Here is a 17,570-nt window from a genome sequence, read left to right as displayed (position 1 = left end):
GATTTCAGCGGCCGCATATCGGCCTGTGCGATCGGCGCAGCGGCGCGATCCGTTTGTCTGGGGAAGACGTGCGTCGCCCGTGCCGATGGCGGGCGCGCGTGTCGGTCGTGAACGTAAGTTGCTTAAGACTGCACGCGAAGAGCATCGCGAACGGCGGGAACCTCCAGCGCATCGTCCAGCGTTGCCGTGAGCCGGGCCACAAGTTCGTCGACTTCGGCGATCGTGCTGATCAGTGGCGGCGCCAGTCCGATCATCGCATCGCCGAACGCGCGGAACAGCACGCTTCGCTCATAACCGCAGCGCGAAAGGATGTCCGGCAGGCCAAGCGAGGGATCGGGACGGGTCTTGGTCGTCTTGTTCGTCACAAGCTCGAGACACGCGAGCATGCCGCGAGACCGGACGTTGCCGACCAGCGGATGGTCCTCCAGCCGCGCGAGCGCGCGGGCCAGATGGGCGCCGCTGGCTTGTCCGTTGGCGATGATCCCGCCCTCTTCGTAAAGTCGCAGCACTTCCAGGCCCACCGCAGCGCTGACGGGATGACCGGAATACGTCTGGCCATGCCCGATCACCGCCTTGCCGGCGCCATCGGTTATCGCGCGATATATCCGGTCGGAAAGCAGGGTCGCGCCCATCGGCACGTAACCCGAGGTCAGCCCCTTGGCGAGGGTCATGATATCGGGCGTGACACCGTCGTGAGACGAACCGAACAGCGGGCCGGTGCGCCCGAAGCCGGTGATGACTTCATCGGCGACGAACAGGATGCCGAGTTCCTGGCAAGTATCGTACATCGCCTTCAGCCAACCGTCCGGCGGCACGATCACGCCGCCCGAACCGACCACCGGCTCCGCGAAGAAGGCGGCAACCTTGTCGGCCCCGATCTCTGACACTTTTGCCCGAAGCTGCGCGACGGACGCCTGGATCAGGTCCGCGCTGCTCCCCTCGAAGCGATAGGGATAGGCGGTCGCGATATGGTGCTGCGTGGGTGTCGGAACGTCGAAGTGGTTATGAAACGCGCCCAGGCCGGTCATCCCCGAACCGGATGAACTGCACCCGTGATACCCGCGATCGACGGCGATCATGTGCTTCTTTTCGGGTTGTCCGGTGACGTTGAAGTAATAGCGGATCAACCGGATTGCGGTGTCGACCGCGTCCGAGCCGCCTTGCGTGAAGAACACGTGGTCGAGATCGCCCGGAGCGCGCTCCGCCAGTCGCGCCGCCAGTTCGACCGCAGGCTCGCTGGCGAAGTGGAAGTAGCTTGTCGCGTAAGGCAGCCGCGCCATCTGCTCGGCCGCGACGTCGACGACGCTTTGCTGGCCATAGCCGATGTTCACGCACCACAAGCCCGAGAAGCCGTCGAGCAAGCGACGTCCCTCGCGATCGTTCAGCCATATGCCGTCGCCGGACTCAAGCAACGTCGCGCCGCGGCGCTCGTGCTCTGCCCAGGACAGGGCTGAGTGAATGAAATGGCGGCGATCCTTGTCGATCAGACCGGTGTCGGACATGCTGGCGGTTCCGTGCTGTGCGCCGTGTTTGGCGGCTTTGAGAGGGCAGAATGGTCTGCCACCGGCCGATGGAGAAGGCGCTTTGCTTGACAGAATGGTGCCCCTGAAGCACCATTAGCCGCACAGCCGATCCATGAGCGTCAATCATTTCCGTGACCGAAGACCAAGGCGCCATCTCTGAGACGATTGCGGAGCCGCCCGCCGAGACGGCGCTGCCGCCTTTCGCGTCGCTGCGCGCGTTCGAAGCCGTCTTTCGTTTCGGCGGCATTCGCAAGGCCGCGGCGCAACTTGGTCTGCATCACGCGGTCGTCAGCCGACATGTCCAGCAGTTGGAAGCCTGGCTTGGCGGACCGCTTGTCGCGAGGTCGGGCAATAGGCTGGCGCTGACCGAGGACGGCGAGCGATTTCATGCCCGCGTCGCCGCCGCGTTCGCCGAGCTTCAGGGCGCGACGGAGGATTTTACGGGTCAGCGCCGGATGCGCCCATTCCGGCTTTGGTGCGTTCCCGGCCTGTCGATCCAGTGGCTCTCGGCACAGCTTGCCGACTTCGAAGACGCCAATCGCCAATTTCGTGTCGAGCTCAAACCCACCGAAGTCCCGGCCAACCTGGGAACTCACGAAGCGGATGCAGACATCCGCTATTATCGTGATGACGATCCCGTGCCGCCGGGCGGGCGCGGCCTGCGTTGTCATGAGCTTGCGCGGCCGCCGGTGATCGCTGTCGCAAGCCCTGCGGTTGCAACGACCCTGGGTTCGTCAGGCGCCATCGACTGGCGCACGCTGCCCTTTCTGCACGAGGAGAACGATCACGAGTGGCGAGCGTGGTTGCGCCTGAACGGATTGAACCCGACCGACCGGCTCGAAGGGCCGCTTTGCTGGCAGGCGCATCTCACGATCGCGGCAGCCCGTCAGGGTAGAGGTGTGGCGCTGGCCACCCGGTTCCTCGTCGATACGGACTTGAAGCAGGGCACGCTCGTGCCGGTGGAAATCCCGCAGACCAGACCCGTCGCGCTGGGTGGCTACGTCCTGGTGGCGCGGGAGGATCGCTGGTCCGATCCGGTGCTTCTCGCCTTGCGCAAATTCCTGAGCGATCGCGCGCGGTCGTTGGCCTGACGCCGCTGGGCGTCCCGATTGGGCCATGGCCGGTTGGGCCCTGGGCTTCATCGTTATGCCATACCGAGCGCCTAATCGCAGGATCGAGCTTTCGATGTTCTTGAAAAGATATCGTTCCGCTCCCTGCTTTTGGCCCGCCATTTCTCGCGCGGCCATCGGCAGCTGCGATTCTGGCTCCATAGCGAGTCCTAACTGGCCCTATCGCCGGCTCCATTTTCAGCGATCTTGTGATGCTGAGGGATGGAGTGGAAATGAGCTTATTCGGCGTCGCAGCCTTACAACTTGAATTGGCCGGTGCGGGCAACATGCCGGCGATCGACGCGGAACTTCGCGCGATGCGCCGCCGGTTTCCCTGGGTGAGACTGGCCGTGCTCCCTGAATTGGCACCCCATGGTGTCGACATCGCGGCGGCCGAGGAAGAAGGAGGCCCGACGGAGCGGCAATTTGCCGCCCTGGCTCGCGAACTGGACCTATGGCTGGTTCCCGGTTCCTTTTTCCAGCGGCGCGGCGACGACATATTCAACGCAACGCCGATCATCGACAATCGCGGCGAAGTCGTCGCGCGCTATGCCAAGATGTTTCCCTTCCAGCCCTATGAAGTGGGCGTCACTCCGGGCCGTGAGCCAGTCACGTTCGATATACCCGGCATCGGGCGGATCGGCATCCTGAACTGCTACGACATGTGGTTTCCCGAGACTGCCCGGACGCTCGCCTTGATGGGCGCGGAAGTCATCCTGCACCCCAGCCTGACCAACACCATCGATCGCGAAGTCGAGATGACGATCGCGCGCGCCAACGCGGCGATGCAGCAGTTCTTCTTCCTCGACATCAACGCTGCGGGCCAGATCGGCAACGGCCGGTCGGGGGCTTACGGACCGGGCGGGACGATCATCTATCAGGCCGGCGGCGCGCATGAGGTGCTCGCCTTCGAATTCGACCTGGCCGAGGTCCGGCGCGTGCGCGAGCGCGGCTGGCACGGCCTTGGCCAGACACTCAAAAGCTTTCGGGACAGCGAAGTGGATTTTCCGCTGCTGTCGAACGGAAACCGGCACACGCCGGCGATGAATGCACTCGGGACGCTAAAGAAGCCCGAGCTGAATAGCCCGCAGGATTAGGTGGAACAGGGATCCCGGCGCTTCGCCGGGACAGCGAATGGGGATCGCATCATGAGGACTTTGAAGACCGATCTTGTGACTTCGGCGGGATTGGCCGCGCTGGCCGCCTTGCAGTGCGTTTTCGCCACCGCGGCGACCGCGCAGACAACCGCCTCCGACGACCAGACCAATTCGGATACGCAAACCGCCAGCCGCGAAATCACCGTAACCGCCAATCGCCGCGAACAGAGCGTGCTGGACGTGCCATACAACATCTCCGTGATCGGCGGAGATGCGATCACGGGATCGCAGACACTCGATAACGCCGAACTGCTTCGATCCATCCCGGGCGCCACCGCGATCGACCAGGGCCCCCGCAACGGCGGGCAATTCAACAGCATCCGCATCCGTGGCCTGAACGTCGACGATTCCAACTTCGGCGATTACGCTGTCGCTTCGGTCGCGACCGTATCCACTTATGTCAACGAGACGCCGGTCTACGCCAACCTGGCACTGGTCGACATCAACCGCGTCGAAGTTCTGCGCGGACCGCAAGGCACGCTATACGGTTCGGGCGCGCTTGGCGGCACGATCAAGTACATTCTGCAGGAACCCAAGCTCGGCCGCACCGAAGGCAGTGTCGCCGGCCTGGTCACGAGCACGCGCGGATCGGGCTCGATCGGCTATCAGGCGACCGGTATCGTCAACGTGCCTCTGGGCGATGCCTTCGCGCTGCGTCTGAACGTGCAGCGTCAGGATACGCCGGGCATCACCGATTACACCAACCTTTACCAGTTGGACGGCAATGGCGTCCCGGAAAGGACGGCAACGATCTTCACCACTGGCCCGAACTCGGCGCGCTATACCCGCAAGAAGGACGCGGACGACTACGACAGCTGGTTCGCCCGCGCGGCCCTGCTCTTCGCTCCGAACGACACCTTCAAGGCGACGCTCAGCTACATCTACCAATCGGACCATTCGGGCGGGCGCCGCCAGCCGACCGACGGGCTCGATGGAAACGGCAAGCCTTACGGCGCATACGACAACGGCGCGCTGATCCTGGAGCCATCGGACCGCGAATTCCACATGGGTTCGCTGGAAGCCAGCCTCGACCTCGGCTTCGCGACCCTGACGTCGGCGACATCGTACTATGATAATCGCGGCGGCAGCCAGAGCGACAACACCGGCTTTTATGCCAACGCCTTTGCGAACTTCTACTATTTCTATCCGCGGCCGCTCTATACCGCGCAACGCACCTTCGGCGACAAGGCGCTGACGCAGGAAGTGCGGCTGGTCTCCAGCGGTAGCCATCGCTTCGACTGGGTGGTGGGCGCGTACTATCAGGACCAGACCCGGCGTTCGACGCAAGTCAGCGATCTTGTCGGGTTCAAGGACTATGCCGCCGCGTTCTTCGGGACGGATGCATTCGTATCGACAGACAACGTCTTCACTTATCGCCGCCGTGACAAGTTCAGGGATGCGGCGCTCTTCGGCGAACTGACGTTCAATATCACCGACCGCTTCCGCGTCATGGGCGGCTTGCGCTATTTCGACAACAAGTCGGACGTGACGACGTTCGTGCGCACCGGCGCCTACAACAGCTTTGCCGGATCGGTGACGACACCCTTCACCAGCAAGGACAGCGACGTGCTGTTCAAGATCAACGGCTCGTACAACTTTGGTGACGACGAACTGTTGTATGCCACGATGTCGGAAGGGTACCGCCGCGGCGGCAACAACGGCGTGCCGACCATCGGCCGCTTTGCCAACGATCCGGCGTTCCTGACCTATCGTGCAGACAAAGTGACCAATTACGAAGCTGGCGTGAAGGGTCGTATCCTGAACGGCATCCAGTACGATGTCAGCCTCTATTACATCGACTGGCGCAACCCGCAGTTCAACACCTCGACCCCGATCGGATCCTATTTCGTCGTCCTGAATGGCGTCAAAGCACGCACACGCGGACTGGAGGCGCAGCTTTCGGGCAAGCTAGGGTCGCGGTTCAACTATTCCCTGGGCTATGCCTATGTCGATGCCGAAGTGCGCAAGTCGTTTTCCGACCCGCTTGGAAACGTGATCGCCCCGCCCGGCACGCCGCTGCCCGGTATCCCGAAGCATGCGATTACGGTCGCGGGCGATTACACGGTGCCGATCAGCGACAGCCTTTCGGGCATCTTCCGTTTCGACGGCTTCTATCAGTCCTCGACACAGAACGTGCTGGATCAGACGATCAGCGACTCCCGCAAGTTCAGCCCGTTCTCGATCTGGGATCTCACTGCGACCCTGGCCGGAAATGACTGGAGCTTGTCCTTGTTTGCCAAGAACGTGTTCGATAATCGCGGCGTGACGGGGTCGTTCAATGCCGCATCCTTCGGACCCAATCCGACCGCGGAGTTCTACGGTAGCGACGCGCGCACCTTCATCACGCTGCCCCGGACCATCGGGCTTTCCGGACGAGTCAGCTTCTGATCGATGCCAGCCCAGCCTCATCTTGATCCCGACTGGCGAACCGTCATGGAAACCGTCCGATCGCAGATGCGGGCTGGGCACTACCGCGCCGCGCGTGACGCGCTGAGCATGATCGAAGCGCGTTGTCCGACCGATACGAACGCGCTGCTGGCCGTTGCGGAATGTTGGACGCACATGGGCCGGCACCAGGCGGCCGAGCGTGCGAGCCGTGTGGCTTTCACGCTCGCACCGCGATCGGTCGAGGCGGGCTATGCGCTCGCCTCGGCTTTGGTGGCGACAGGCGATATCGACGAAGCCGACAAGCTCTATGGCGCGGTGATCGCGGCGGCGCCGGGCGACTGGGATGCATGGGCCAATCGCGCGACCCTGCGCACCGCCACCGCGGATCGCAATCACGTCGTCGCCATGCGGGATGCGCTTCGCGGCGCGCAGTCCCACCCGCAAGCGCGCGTGGCCTTGGGCTATGCGCTGGCCAAGGAACTGGAGGATCTTGGCGAGTATAGCGCGGCGTTCGCCCACCTGGCCGATGCGGCGGCGGTCCGCCGTTCGGGGATGCGCTATGAAGTCCAAGCCGACGTGGCGACGATCGATGCGATCACGGCCGCGTTCAGCGCCGAAAGGCTGGCGACGGCGCCGGGGGCCGTATCCGAGCCGGGGCCGATCTTTGTCGTCGGCCTGCCTCGCAGCGGCACCACGCTGGTCGATCGCATCCTCGCCTCGCACCCCGAGGTGACCAGCCTTGGCGAGCTTCAGGATTTCGCGCTGGCGCTGATGCAGACCAATGCCGATGCAACGGACAAGCGGTCGCTGATCGATCGTAGCGCGGCGATGGATCACGCTCGCTTGGGCGAGGAATATCTTCGGCGGTTGGGCGAATTGTCCGACACTGGCGGTTTCGTGATCGACAAGGCGCCGCTGAACTACCTCTATATCGGCCTGATCGCCCTCGCGCTGCCCAATGCCCGTATCGTGCACGTGAGGCGCGGGGCGATGGACAGCTGCTATGCCATGTTCAAGACGCTGTTCCGGATGGGCTATCCGTTCAGCTACTCGCAGGACGATCTGGCATCCTATCGCCTCGCGTATGCCCGCCTGATGGACGACTGGCGCAGCGCGCTGCCCGGCCGGATGGTCGAGATCGACTACGAGGCGCTGGTCGTGGACCCCGAGCCGGAAACCCGGCGCATGATTGCCGAGCTGGGGCTTGCATGGGACGATGCCTGCCTGAGCCCCCATCACAACAGCGCCCCGGTGGCGACCGCCAGCGCGGTGCAGGTGCGTTCGCCGATCCACGATCGTTCGGTGGGACTGTGGCGGCGGTACGAAAGCGAACTCATGCCGCTTGCGGATGCGTTGCGCGCTGGCGGGCTCGCGCTGGAAACGGAAACGCGCCGATGATCGCCCGACTGCTTGGCCTTGCGACGATGCTGCTGGCTGCGGTGCCCGCCAGCGCCGACACGACTTTGCCGGCAGCTGCCAACGAACGGGCCGAGCCCGCTTCGACGGTTCGGTCCGCCGAACCCGTAGCCAAGGCGTCCTTCTCGCCCGATTTCCTCCTGGGCGCGGAAAAGCTGGAAGCGCCACGCGATCTCAGCGCCTTTGCCCCTCCGGCCGGGATGAAGCCGGGTGCCACGATCGATGCGGTGCTGCGCCTTGCGCCTATCGCCGGAAGCGGCGGCATCAAGACATACGTCGATCCATCGAGCTACGCCGCCAAGAGCGACAGCATAGGCAATCCGCCGAGGCTCGAAATCACCATCGTGTCCGACGGCAGCGCTCTGATCCCGTCGCTGCGTGGCCCTATCGCATCCGATCACCCGGACTGGGAATGGATCATGGACCCGGGCACGAGCTGGACCGATCCTGCCGACGGCGGCTGGAGCCGCGCCGCCGTCCCCTTCGCGTTTCAGGAACGCAACGCCAATTGCACGCACAACGGCGTGCTGACGTTCCTCTATCGCGCCGATGGCTCGACGTCGCGCGCGGCCTGGGAAGTGGCCGGAGAGACCTGCGCCTACTTCAAGGCCGACTTGTGGGGGATGGCGACCGTCACGCTCACGCCGCAAGCCCATGCATCGCGCAAGGCCCTGATCAAGGAATACAGAGCCGAAGTGGTGGCACGGGTGCCGACGCGTCCGATCGAACAGATCGGCAGCATGTTCCCCGCCGCTTCGCCCAGCCAATTCGGGTCACCCGAAGACGTCAAGCCCGACAACATGACCGCGTACGGCGTGCTTGCTGGCGGCATCCACTGGGTCGGCGGCTGCATGACCCGCCACGGCGCCTATCCCTTTTGCGACGTCCTCGCTCTGCCGTCGTTCTCGCTCGCCAAGTCGCTGTTCGGCGGCCTTGCGCTGATGCGGCTGGAGAAGCTTCGACCCGGCATCCGCAACGAGACGATCGGCGCGCATGTGCCGTTGTGCAGCGCAAGCCAGTGGGCCGATGTCCGCCTGCAGGACGCGCTCGACATGCGGACGGGCCATTACGACAGCGCAACCTATGAGGACGACGAAGGCGGGGCCAAGATGCGCCCGTTCTTCGCCGCCGATACCCGCGACGATCGCGAGCGGATTGCCTGCACGATGTTTCCCCGGCGCGATCGGCCCGGGACGACCTGGGTCTACCATACGGTCGACACCTACCTGCTGGGCATCGCCATGCAGGATGTGTGGAAGAAGCGGGCCGGGCCCGATGCCGATATCTATCGCGACCTGATCGTCGATCCGATCTGGCGTCCGCTAGGCCTCAGTCCGGTGACCTTCGACACCAAGCGCAGCTACGACGCCGCGCGCCAGCCTCTGGTAGGATGGGGCCTGACCCTTCACCGCGACGATGTCGTCAGAACGGCGCGCTTCCTTGCCGATGGCGCCCGGATCGACGGCAAGCCCGTGGTCGATCCAAAGATGCTTGGCGACGCGCTCCAGCGAAATCCCGCCAATCGCGGCGCGCAGGCCGGAGCGCCCAACCTGCGCTACAAGAACGGTTTCTGGGGCTGGGATGTCTCGGCGACGATCGGCTGCTCGAAACCTGTCTGGGTGCCGTTCCTGTCGGGCTTTGGCGGCATCAGCCTGGCGATGTTCCCCAACGGCGTCGTCTATTACTATTTCAGCGACGGGTATGAGTATGCCTGGCGTAACGCCGTCAAGGGCGCGAACGCCATCAAGCCGATGTGCGGCCAGTGAGCGGTCCTCGTCGCCCAGCCTACAAGATCGCGCCTGACGGCCTGCCCGCTGCGGTCTTCCTCGCCTTTCTGGCGACGGCGGGACTGTTCTACGTCAACATCATGGCGGCAATCGTCGACGGGTTGGTGAGCGGTCTGGGCTTCACCGATGCGCAGGCGGGCCAGGTCGCGGCGGTCAACACCTATGGCGCGGCGATCGGGGCGGTGCTTTCCATCTTCACCATCGCCCGCTTGCCGTGGCGGCGCACCGCGATCGTCTGCCTCGTAGCGCTGATCGGCATCGATCTTCTTTCGATCTGGATCACCGGGGCGGCAGCCATGATCGCATTGCGATCGATCCACGGCCTCGTCGGCGGACTGCTGGTGGGAACCGGCATGGGCGTGATCGGGCGCACGGCCAATCCCGACCGCAGCTTCGGCATGCTGCTGTTCGTCCAGTTCGGCCTTGGCGGTCTTGGCGTCCTGCTGTTGCCGCGACTGGTGCCGCTGTTCGGCGTGGCCCCGCTGTTCCTGTCGCTGGCGTTGTTCAGCCTCGTCACGACGGTCATGCTGCCGTTCCTGCCCGACTATCCGCCGCGGCCGACGCCGGTGTCGAAACCGGATGATGCGACCGGGACCGTGGTCTGGACGCCGCTGATCCTGGCGGTCAGCGCTCTGTTCCTGTTCCAGGCCGCCAACATGGCACTGCTGGCCTACATCTTCCGGCTGGGCGTCGTATCCGGCCTTTCGCGCAACGAGGCGAGCGGGGCGCTGGGGCTTGCCACGTGGGTCGCGCTGGCGGGGCCGCTGCTGGTGATGATCCTGGGCCGGCGATACGGAAGGTTCGGCTTGCTGTTCGTGGGCATGCTGCTGACGCTGGGCGGCAATGCCCTGTTCCACTGGTCCGGGTACGGCGTGATCTATCTGCTGGCCAACTGCGCCACCGGCATCACCTGGGGGCTGGTGGTGCCCTATCTGTTCGGCATGACCGCCGAATTCGACAGCGCCGGTCGGACGGCGGCGGCGGCAAGCGTCATCTCGAAGCTGGGTCTGGCATCGGGACCGCTGATCGCCTCTTTCATTCTTGGCAGCGGCGCCGGCTTCAACGTCCTGATCAATTCCGCGCTCGCCGCGATGGCGCTGGCCATGGTTCTGATGCTGCCGCCCGCCCTCGCGCTGGATCGCCGGGCGCGTCGGAACGAGAAAGAAGAAAAGGTGCCCTTGTGACTTTCCTGTACGAACCCAAGGCCTTCATCGATGGGCGCTGGGTCGATGCCGCCGACGGGCTCCGGTTCGCGGTGCGCGATCCCGCTGATGACAGCCTTGTCGACGAGATCGCGGATTGCGGCGCTGAAGAGGCGGATGCCGCCATCGCCGCCGCATCCGCAGCCCTCCCGTCATGGCGCGCGCGTACCGCCGCCGACCGCGCCCAACTGCTCCATCGCTGGCATGCCCTGGTCATCGAGAATATCGGGGCCCTGGCCAAGCTGCTGACGCGCGAAATGGGCAAGCCGCTTGGCGAGGCTGCCGCGGAAATCCGCTACGGCGCCAGCTTCATCCAGTGGTTCGCCGAAGAAGCCCGCCGCGCTTATGGCGAGACGATCCCTTCGCCCTGGCCCAGCGCCCGGATCGTCACGAGCCGTCAGCCCGTTGGCGTCGTCGCCGCGATCACCCCCTGGAATTTTCCCGTTGCGATGGTGACGCGCAAGGCCGCGCCGGCGCTCGCGGCGGGTTGCACGATGGTCCTGAAACCGTCCGAGGACACGCCTCTGTCCTCGCTCGCACTGGCGGAACTGGCGCGCCGTGCCGGCATTCCGGCGGGGGTCTTCAATGTCGTGCCGACCCGGCGGGCGGCGCTGGTCGGCGATCGGCTGCTCGACAGCCCAGACGTACGCAAGATCTCGTTCACCGGATCGACCGAGACCGGCCGCAAGCTGCTCGCGCGTGCCGCTGCCACGGTGAAGCGCGCATCGATGGAACTGGGCGGCAACGCCCCCTTCATCGTGTTCGATGACGCCGACTTGGAAGCTGCGGTGGATGGCGCGATGGCCTCCAAATATCGCAACGCCGGGCAGACCTGTGTCTGCGCGAACCGGTTCCTCGTTCAGGACGGTATCCACGACCGCTTCGTCGCACGCCTGATCGAACGCACGCGCCAGTTGAAGGTGGGCCCGGGCATGGCGGCGGATACGACGATCGGCCCGCTCGTCAATCAGCGCGCCGTCGAGAAGGTCGAAGCCCTGCTGTCCGCATCCGTGGAGGCCGGAGCGCAGATCGCCTTGGGCGGCGCGCGCCATGCGCAGGGAGAGCTGTTCTTCGAGCCTACGGTGGTGACCGGGGTCACGACCGCGATGCCCTTGTGGTCCGACGAGGTTTTCGGCCCGGTCGCCTCGATCCTGCGCTTCGGCACCGAGGACGAGGCCGTGGCCTTGGCGAATGCGACTCCGTTCGGCCTCGCTGCCTACTTCTATACCGCCGACCTCGGCCGGGCCTGGCGTGTCGGCGAAGCGCTGGAGTTCGGCATGGTGGGCATCAACGAAGGCGTGTTGTCGACCGAGGTCGCGCCGTTCGGTGGGGTCAAGCAATCAGGCTATGGGCGTGAGGGGTCCTCCCACGGTCTCGACGAATACCTCGACGTCAAATACATGTTGATGGGGGGCGTGGCCCGCAAGATAAGCGCAGCATGAGAAGCAACCACGCATGAGCAAGTCGGGGCGTGCCGATAAGTACTGCGTTGCTGCTGCGGGTGGCTGGATCGAGCGCCCGGAAGAGATAGCGAGCGTTGATGCGAGACCTCTCGCCGATGGCCCGTCCATCGGTTGTGCACGGTCCTGATGGCGAAGGGCGTTCCGGGCAGCAACCGCAGCTTCCTCCTCCCGCTCGACCGAAACGCCTCGCTTTCCCTGCAGCAGCAGATACGCCGCCAGATCCTGTCGGCGATCGCCAGCGGCGCCTTCCCGGCCGACTGGCGCCTGCCGTCCTCGCGCCGACTGGCGCGCGAACTTGGCGTGTCGCGCAACACCGTCGCGCTGGCTTATCAGGAGCTGGTGTCCGAAGGGCATCTCGCGGCGCGAGAGCGCAGCGGCATTTTCGTGGCGAGACTGGCGCAGGCCGTCGTCGAGTATGACAGGGTTCGCGGCGCATCCATCGCCGCTCCGCTCGCCGATGAGCCCGATCGCCCGGATGCTGCCGACTCGCGGGAGTTCCGACTGCCGCCGGATTGGCAGCGCTATCGCTTTCCCTTCATCGATCAGCGGTTCGACCGGTCGATGTTTCCCGTGGCCGAATGGCGGGAGGCGAGCCGGCTTGCATTGGGCAACGCGGATATCGCCCAGTGGACCAGCGCCGACGAGGATATCGACGACGAAACGCTGGTCGAACAAATCCGGGCGCGCATTCTTCCGCGACGGGGCATTATCGCGGCGCGAAACGAGATCCTGATCGTCGGGAGTGAGCAGCAGGCCCTGTTCCTGATCGCCAAGACGCTGGGGCACCGGATGCGGCGCGTCGCCATCGAGGATCCCGGCTTGCCCCAGACCCGGCAGGTGCTCGAACTCGCAGGCGCGGAACTGATCCACCAGCCTGTCGATGACGGGGGCATGGTCGTCAACGAACGGCTGCTGGAAAGCGATTGCGTGTACGTTACGCCGTCGCGGCAGCGGCCCACCGGGGTGACCATGGCACACGACAGGCGCCAGGCGCTGCTCGCGCTGGCGGCAAGGCAGAACCTGCTGTTGATAGAAGACGATTTCGACAGCGAAACCACGGTCATCGGCAAGCCCCTGCCGGCGCTGCGGGCCATGCCCGGCGGCGAAGCGACCCTGTATCTGGCCAGCTTGTCGCGGGCGCTGGCGCCAGGGATCAAGCTCGGCGTGCTTTGTGGCCCTGCGCCATGGATCAGCGCCATCCGCAAGGTTCGCGATCTGGCCACGCACCGGCCCTCGCCAACGACGCAGCGCGCGGCCGCGCACTTCCTGGCGCTGGGCCATTATGAGACGATGAACGCTCGCGTGCTTCGCGTGGTTCAGGCCCGCGTCCTGGCCCTGCGCGACGCGATCAACCACTACATGCCCCAGTCTCTGGCCGAGCCTTTGCCGCAATCGGTCGCGATCGCGCCGGCGGCGGGTGGCAGCACGGTCTGGGTCCGCGGCCCCGCGTCTCTCGACGCCCGGCTGCTCGCCAACGCACTCGAACGTCGAGGCGTGCTCATCGAACCTGCCGCCGGCTATTTCGCCAGCGGCGCGCCTCCACGCAACATGTTCAGACTTGGCGTCTGCGGCATCCCGTCTGACCGCATTCGCGAAGGCGTGGCAACGATCGCCGCGGTGATGCGCGAGATGTCCGGCGACCCGAATGGCAAGGCCGATCTTGTCCCGCTCGCCGGCCCCGAGATCGCGCGCCTGCTGGGCGGCGCGACATTGCTCTATCGTACCGTCTACGGCGAGCCGTGCACGATGGAGTTGCAACACGACGGTACACTCGTGGGCCGCGCCGGGTTCGCGAACGAGGAACTGGACACGGGCCGCTGGTGGATCGAAGGTGATCGCTGGTTCCGCCAATGGAACGCGTGGGCCTATGGCGAGCCCGGGGCCTTCGCTGTCGTTATCCGTGACGACCAGATCTTCTGGCTTGATGAGGAAGGCCGGCAAGTCGACTCGGCGGTCATAGCCTCCTCCCGCGAACCACCTTCCGAGGCAGCATGAACAAGTTTGGGGCCATTTGTTGTGGCTCACGACGCAATTCGGCCGTTGATTTCCATCGTGTTGCCGCCGGGATCGGCACTGAGCAGCTTGTCTCGTAATTTAACGCACTTCAGGCTTTACGCGCTGTAGAACGATCGCGAAGCCTATCACGGCAACGACTTGCGCGACCAGATCGCCCTCATGGATGCCGTGAGAGGCTCGCCGGTGCTCAGGCGCCAAGCTCGCCTCCCGATCGCCCTCCGTTCTCCTCGGAGCGAGCTCTGCACATCCACGAGGCGGAACTCGATCGCCGTCAGCCAGGTGCCATCGTCGCCGATGACCCTTGCACGATCGAGCTCCTCCTCGATGACCATGCCGTCACGCCGCCATCAGTTCGTCGGCCGGGCCGAAGAACTCGTAGTGGATACGCTCGCTGGGCACGCCTGCCAGGGCCAAGCCGCTCACAAAGGTCCGCAGGAACGGCTTGGGTCCGCAAAGATAGACATCGGCCTCATGGAGGGGCGTGGTCTCCGCCAGCCAGTCCACCGAGACGTAGCCCTCGCCCTCATGGGTCTCGCCCAAGCGGTCATGCTCCCGCGGCTCGCTGTAGAACGTGGCCACGGAGATGTTGCCATGCCCCTTGGCCAACGCGCGGACATGCGAGTCCATGGCATGCGTGTCGCTGCTGAGCGTTCCGTGGATGTAGTACGCCTCGAGATCGGTGTGGTCAGCAGCGATCGCCTCGACCATGCTCACCATCGGTGTGAGACCAACTCCACCCGAAAGGAGGATCACCGGTCGCTGCGGTGTCTCCGAAAGGAAGAAGTCACCCGCCGGCGGCGTCGTTTCGAGGACATCGCCAACCTGCACGACATCGTGCAGGAAGCGGGAGCCGCCCTGGCCATTCTCCTCACGCTTTACCGAGATGCGGTAGAACTCGCCGTTGGGCGCACATGAAATCGAATAGTTTCGCTTCAGTTCGGGCTGTCCCTCGGGCCTGAGCCTGAACGTCAGATACTGTCCCGCGAGATGCCGAAGCACGGGACCGCCATCCACAGGCCGCAGGATGAAGGAGGTGATGACGCTGCTCTCGCGGATTCTCTCCGTCACCACGAAGTCCCGCCATCCGGTCCATCCGCCTTCCGCATGCATGATGTCGTCGCGCAGCACGACCTCGCGGGCCTTGAGGATGTTCGCGAGAAACCAGTACGCCTCACCCCAGGCCGCCAGCACCTCATCGGTGGCCGCTTCGCCGAGAACGTCCTTGATCGCGGCAAGCAGCGCCGTCGCGACATAGGGGTAGTGCTCCGGAAGGATGTGGTAGCCGACATGCTTGTAGGCGATCCGCTCGACAGCCGGCGCCAGGGCGCCCAGGTTCTCGATGTTCCGCGCGTAGGCAAGGATCGCCGCCGCCAGGGCATGCACCTGCGCCCCGCTCTCGCCCTGATTGGCGTGGTTGAACAGAGCGCGGATGCGGTCGTCCTCGAAGAGACGGGCGTACATGGCCGTCGTGATCGCAGTGCCGTGCTCGGAGAGCGCCGGAACGGTCGCATTGACGATGGCGATGGTGGCTTGGCTGAGTGGTTCTGTCACGTTGCTCTCCTTCGGAATCTTGTCAGGCGGCCGTGCGCCGGTATCGGATGGCGAGTTGCAGGCTCTCGCCAATGCGGGCAGCTTTCGCCTGCATCGCTCGAGCGACCGGAGGCGGCAGCATCTCCTGGGTCGTCGCCGCCCATAGGGTCAGCCATCGCTCGAAGGCGGCGGGCGTCAGCGCGTCCGCATGGCGCAGGTGAAGCGCCACGGGGTTGCCCTTGTACCGACCACTGGTGAGCATCACGGAGGACCAGAAGTCGGCAAGCCGCGCATGATGGTCGTCCCAGTCGTGCACCGCGGCGCCGAACACCGGGCCGAGCGCTTCGTCTCCGCGGATCCGATCGTAGAAGCGCTCCACCACCGGCCGGATCTCGGATTCAACCAGCTTCTCGCCGTCCATGGCTCGCTCCGAATCAATCATTCATTACCGATACATCTATTCTCCTGTAATTGATGCATTGCAAGTGCATCTTTTTCGTTGCACTCAGCGGAGAATAGGAACATCCCCGATGAACCTTATGCGACTCGCCATGGTGACGCGCCGCGCATCAGGGAGGACACGATGATCGACCACGTTCTCGTATGCATCGAGCACCGTCGACCGGAGAACCTCGGCGACCGCGTGGCGCCAGGCTTCACGAAGACGTGGCGGCTTGACCCACCTCAGTTCCATATCATGGGCAGGCCTTCGAAGGCCCGCCCGTCCCGCGCTCAGGAAATGCGCCGGATGTGGCGGGTCTTCTGCTAGGGTGGACCAATGCAGCTGACCCGCTACACCGACTACGCCATCCGCGTGCTCCTGCACGTCGGTGCTCGCGACGAGGGAAGCCTTTCCTCCATCTCCGAGATCGCGAAGACGTATGACATCTCGAAGAGCCACCTGATGAAGGTCGTTCAGGACCTGGGTCAGGCCGGCTTCCTCACCACGGTGCGGGGGCGCACCGGCGGGCTGAAGCTCGGGCGCGATGCAAAGGACATCACCATCGGAGAGGTCGTCCGGCACACCGAGCAGGGCTTCGATCTGGTCGACTGCAGTTCATGCATCATCGCCCCGGCCTGCGGACTTCCCAACATCCTCAGCGAGGCCACCCGAGCGTTCCTCGCCGTGCTTGATCGCTACACGCTCTCCGATGTGCTGAGCCGGCGCGCCGACCTACGCGGTCTCTTCGGAGGATTTCAGCCCCTCAAGAAGACGATCAAGCGTGTCGCCGACGACGCGGACTCCACGGCTGCCACCACAACCAGAACTTCAGCGGATGCCTGACTCCACGATCCCCTCAAACGCGCACCGCCCCCGCCCGCTCATCCACGGCGGCGCTGCACTGGTTGGCATCGTCCTGAGCCTCGCCACTCTCCCGCTCCACCTCGTCTTGGACACTCGCCAGTCGGTAGACATCTCGGCTGTCGTGGTCGCCGTGATCGGCGCTATCTATGTGGGATTTGCACTGCAGCGCGGCTCAATAAAACAGATCGTCGTCGGATCGATCGTTGCGGCCTGCTTCGCGGGCGTGGCGTTGGCGGGACTGTGGTGGAACCCCTGGATCATACCCGCCGGCTACGTTGCCCACGGGCTCTGGGATGCCGTCCATCACTGGCGGTCGCACGACCTCGTTGAGATCCCGCACTGGTATCCGCCGTTCTGCGCCGCCTTCGACTGGCTGTACGCCATTGGTCTGTCGATCATCTGGCTCACCGTCGCGCCCGTATGATCCACGCGCTGGGCGCGTCGATGTGCAGCCACTCCCCCGAAGAGGCCCTCGCGCGCTCCGACCGGAAGCTCTCCCGATAGCCCTTGCGCATCGACGACCGCGCGGATTTTGTTTGTAAGCCTTCCTCGGGAACGACCGGGACAATCATATCGATCCCCCTTTATGGATGGCTCGCCCCTTAGCGAAGCGTTGTTGCCTTACGGCAGCAGGTCGTTTGAGGAAGGAGCGAGGGTCATGGACATATCAGTT

The 17,570-nt window shown here is 64.7% G+C and carries 14 protein-coding genes; 10 read left to right on the top strand and 4 right to left on the bottom strand.

Annotated elements, in window-relative coordinates; genetic code table 11:
• Positions 1-122 precede the first annotated feature (122 nt).
• Complete coding sequence (locus tag HNO88_RS09470) at positions 123-1,502, bottom strand: aminotransferase class III-fold pyridoxal phosphate-dependent enzyme (protein ID WP_184244448.1); 1,380 nt, start codon at positions 1,500-1,502, stop codon at positions 123-125.
• Between the two features lie 152 nt (positions 1,503-1,654).
• On the opposite strand from HNO88_RS09470, the gene HNO88_RS09465 reads away from it, so the two are divergent.
• The 8 genes from HNO88_RS09465 to HNO88_RS09430 all read left to right on the top strand — a co-directional run bounded on the left by HNO88_RS09465 (position 1,655) and on the right by HNO88_RS09430 (position 14,040).
• A complete protein-coding gene (locus HNO88_RS09465) occupies positions 1,655-2,614 on the top strand; it encodes a LysR family transcriptional regulator (RefSeq protein WP_184244447.1) in 960 nt (319 codons plus the stop codon).
• Positions 2,615-2,844: 230 nt separating this feature from the next.
• The gene (locus HNO88_RS09460; RefSeq protein ID WP_246381481.1) at positions 2,845-3,729 is read left to right on the top strand and encodes a carbon-nitrogen hydrolase family protein; all 885 of its coding nucleotides are present in this window, start codon (positions 2,845-2,847) and stop codon (positions 3,727-3,729) included.
• Between the two features lie 51 nt (positions 3,730-3,780).
• Positions 3,781-6,177 (top strand): TonB-dependent receptor, encoded by a 2,397-nt coding sequence (locus HNO88_RS09455; RefSeq protein ID WP_184244445.1) that lies wholly within the window; start codon positions 3,781-3,783, stop codon positions 6,175-6,177.
• A 45-nt stretch (positions 6,178-6,222) separates the two neighbouring features.
• Entirely contained in the window at positions 6,223-7,575 is a 1,353-nt protein-coding gene (locus HNO88_RS09450; protein WP_184244443.1) for a tetratricopeptide repeat-containing sulfotransferase family protein, read from the top strand.
• A complete protein-coding gene (locus tag HNO88_RS09445; RefSeq protein WP_184244441.1) occupies positions 7,572-9,359 on the top strand; it encodes a serine hydrolase in 1,788 nt (595 codons plus the stop codon). Before HNO88_RS09450 ends, HNO88_RS09445 begins: the two co-directional genes overlap by 4 nt.
• Positions 9,356-10,564 carry an MFS transporter gene (locus tag HNO88_RS09440; RefSeq protein ID WP_312857037.1) on the top strand — a complete coding sequence of 403 codons (1,209 nt, stop codon included), beginning with the start codon at positions 9,356-9,358 and terminating at the stop codon, positions 10,562-10,564. Before HNO88_RS09445 ends, HNO88_RS09440 begins: the two co-directional genes overlap by 4 nt.
• On the top strand, positions 10,561-12,024 hold the full coding sequence (locus HNO88_RS09435; RefSeq protein ID WP_184244439.1) for an NAD-dependent succinate-semialdehyde dehydrogenase: 1,464 nt from the start codon (positions 10,561-10,563) through the stop codon (positions 12,022-12,024). The genes HNO88_RS09440 and HNO88_RS09435 overlap by 4 nt, the downstream gene beginning before the upstream one ends.
• Positions 12,025-12,171: 147 nt before the next feature.
• On the top strand, positions 12,172-14,040 hold the full coding sequence (locus HNO88_RS09430; RefSeq protein ID WP_184244437.1) for an aminotransferase-like domain-containing protein: 1,869 nt from the start codon (positions 12,172-12,174) through the stop codon (positions 14,038-14,040).
• A gap of 146 nt (positions 14,041-14,186) precedes the next feature.
• On the opposite strand, the gene HNO88_RS09425 is transcribed toward HNO88_RS09430, so the two are convergent.
• From HNO88_RS09425 to HNO88_RS09415, 3 genes are read right to left on the bottom strand one after another with little or no spacing between them, the layout of a single operon-like run.
• Positions 14,187-14,393, bottom strand: a complete 207-nt coding sequence (locus tag HNO88_RS09425; RefSeq protein WP_184244435.1) for a hypothetical protein — start codon at positions 14,391-14,393, stop codon at positions 14,187-14,189.
• A gap of 4 nt (positions 14,394-14,397) precedes the next feature.
• A complete protein-coding gene (hmpA, locus tag HNO88_RS09420) occupies positions 14,398-15,612 on the bottom strand; it encodes an NO-inducible flavohemoprotein (protein ID WP_184244433.1) in 1,215 nt (404 codons plus the stop codon).
• A 22-nt stretch (positions 15,613-15,634) separates the two neighbouring features.
• Positions 15,635-16,012: a group III truncated hemoglobin gene (locus HNO88_RS09415; RefSeq protein ID WP_184244431.1), complete on the bottom strand. Its 378-nt coding sequence runs from the start codon at positions 16,010-16,012 to the stop codon at positions 15,635-15,637.
• Between the two features lie 357 nt (positions 16,013-16,369).
• Between HNO88_RS09415 and HNO88_RS09410 the strand changes: the two genes are divergently transcribed.
• Both HNO88_RS09410 and HNO88_RS09405 read left to right on the top strand, forming a co-directional pair.
• Positions 16,370-16,876, top strand: coding sequence for an Rrf2 family transcriptional regulator (locus HNO88_RS09410; RefSeq protein WP_184244429.1), 507 nt, complete (start codon positions 16,370-16,372; stop codon positions 16,874-16,876).
• Positions 16,869-17,321 carry a DUF6010 family protein gene (locus tag HNO88_RS09405; RefSeq protein WP_184244427.1) on the top strand — a complete coding sequence of 151 codons (453 nt, stop codon included), beginning with the start codon at positions 16,869-16,871 and terminating at the stop codon, positions 17,319-17,321. The genes HNO88_RS09410 and HNO88_RS09405 overlap by 8 nt, the downstream gene beginning before the upstream one ends.
• Positions 17,322-17,570: the final 249 nt, after the last annotated feature.

This window comes from Novosphingobium chloroacetimidivorans (assembly GCF_014204535.1).
GTDB classification, from domain to species: Bacteria; Pseudomonadota; Alphaproteobacteria; order Sphingomonadales; family Sphingomonadaceae; genus Novosphingobium; species Novosphingobium chloroacetimidivorans.
This window is presented reverse-complemented; position numbering and strand designations above follow the sequence as displayed.

Bases quoted from the DNA above. Each gene is read 5' to 3' on its own strand.
- HNO88_RS09445 (WP_184244441.1), top strand. From the start codon at position 7,572: ATGATCGCCCGACTGCTTGGCCTTGCGACGATGCTGCTGGCTGCGGTG.
- HNO88_RS09425 (WP_184244435.1), bottom strand. From the start codon at position 14,393: ATGGTCATCGAGGAGGAGCTCGATCGTGCAAGGGTCATCGGCGACGAT.
- HNO88_RS09415 (WP_184244431.1), bottom strand. From the start codon at position 16,012: ATGGACGGCGAGAAGCTGGTTGAATCCGAGATCCGGCCGGTGGTGGAG.
- HNO88_RS09430 (WP_184244437.1), top strand. From the start codon at position 12,172: ATGGCGAAGGGCGTTCCGGGCAGCAACCGCAGCTTCCTCCTCCCGCTC.
- HNO88_RS09470 (WP_184244448.1), bottom strand. From the start codon at position 1,502: ATGTCCGACACCGGTCTGATCGACAAGGATCGCCGCCATTTCATTCAC.
- HNO88_RS09410 (WP_184244429.1), top strand. From the start codon at position 16,370: ATGCAGCTGACCCGCTACACCGACTACGCCATCCGCGTGCTCCTGCAC.
- HNO88_RS09405 (WP_184244427.1), top strand. From the start codon at position 16,869: ATGCCTGACTCCACGATCCCCTCAAACGCGCACCGCCCCCGCCCGCTC.
- HNO88_RS09450 (WP_184244443.1), top strand. From the start codon at position 6,223: ATGGAAACCGTCCGATCGCAGATGCGGGCTGGGCACTACCGCGCCGCG.
- HNO88_RS09455 (WP_184244445.1), top strand. From the start codon at position 3,781: ATGAGGACTTTGAAGACCGATCTTGTGACTTCGGCGGGATTGGCCGCG.
- HNO88_RS09460 (WP_246381481.1), top strand. From the start codon at position 2,845: ATGCTGAGGGATGGAGTGGAAATGAGCTTATTCGGCGTCGCAGCCTTA.